The sequence below is a fragment of the Mycobacterium shunyiense genome, from assembly GCF_058270035.1.
In genome coordinates this window covers 1-1,252 of sequence record NZ_JBZDPT010000030.1, presented here as the reverse complement: position 1 = coordinate 1,252, position 1,252 = coordinate 1, and the positions used below count along the sequence as shown (strand labels likewise).

General features: G+C 62.9%; 1 protein-coding gene. It reads right to left on the bottom strand.

Features of this window, described 5'->3' with window-relative positions:
• Window positions 1-99: 99 nt before the first annotated feature.
• Window positions 100-951, bottom strand: coding sequence for a hypothetical protein (locus tag AC4ELS_RS17250; protein ID WP_498889528.1), 852 nt, complete (start codon window positions 949-951; stop codon window positions 100-102).
• Window positions 952-1,252 lie beyond the last annotated feature (301 nt).

Sequence of the window (1,252 nt, the reverse complement as noted above, 5' to 3'; positions counted from 1 at the left end):
TCAAACAACACCCGACGCATCGAACGAGGAAACACCGCAACCTCCCAAACCAGTGGATGTTGCAGTGACCGTATGAATCCGCCCGTGGTCTAGCGACCCTCACGTAGAAAACGGCGAAGCGTCGCGCCGCGCAAAGGCCTCTCGCACGCGGTACAGGATGAATGCTTTGCTGTGTTCGGCCACGACGTGGATGTTGATCCACCCTTCACGTTCGATGAGCGCGTTGCGCCCAATGTCGTGCACATAGCGGGGCCGGTCCGTGGCGTGGTGCTTGCCCAAGTAGTCGAGGCCGACTTTGACGTCGTCATAACCCATGTCGATGAACGCCTCGGCGAAACCATCGGTCACCCGGATCTGAGTGCGGGGTCGTCGAAACCCCGCATCGATCAGGAGCAGCCGCAGCCAAGTCTCCTTCGGAGATTGACCACCGGGGTCCATCAGGTCGAGGGCCGTTCGGGCACTTCGTATTCCACGCAGACTGCGATATCGGGCTGCCAGTTCGAGCACCGGCGCCGCTTCGACGCCCGTGGCGATGGCCAGCGCGTCGAGGTGGGCGACCGCGTCCTCGCGAGGAAGAAAACGCGCGAGATCAAGCGCCGTGCGGAGCGGTGTGGTGACGCTGAACTCGCCAATCCGGCAGATCTCATCGGGCCTGATACGTTCCTCGCGCACGATGACGCCGCGCCTGCGACGCCCATGCTCGGCGATCAGTTCTACAGGAGCGTCGTCGTCGACCCATTGCGCCCCATGAAGCGCTGCCGCCGCGCGGCCGGCGATGATCCCGCGACGGCCAGTCCACAACCACGCGGCCATGGTGTTGTCTGCCAGCGTTGCGACAGCATTCTTCGACAGATACACGCGTGGGTGCGCCGAGGTGTAACGCCATCGCAGCTGCCCTCGCGTGAGGACGCCGGCTGCCAGTGCTTCGGATCCGATGAATGGCGCGTTCATGGGCACCGATGGTCGGCAGCGTGACCGACGGATTGACGGTGCCCACGTACGCCTCAGTCGATTCTGTGGATGAACCGCGCGCTGTGGATAGTGCGGCGCGACGCCGTTCTCTACACCAGGGTCGCGATCGTGAACCCGTCACAGCCCAGAGGTAGAAATTGGCGCACACCCTCGTGGCAGCCATGCACCGTTTTCTACGCCAGGGTCGCTAGACCACGGGCGGATTCATACGGTCACTGCAACATCCACTGGTTTGGGAGGTTGCGGTGTTTCCTCGTTCGATGCGTCGGGTGTTGTTTGA

Bases quoted from the DNA above. Each gene is read 5' to 3' on its own strand.
- AC4ELS_RS17250 (WP_498889528.1), bottom strand. From the start codon at position 951: ATGAACGCGCCATTCATCGGATCCGAAGCACTGGCAGCCGGCGTCCTC.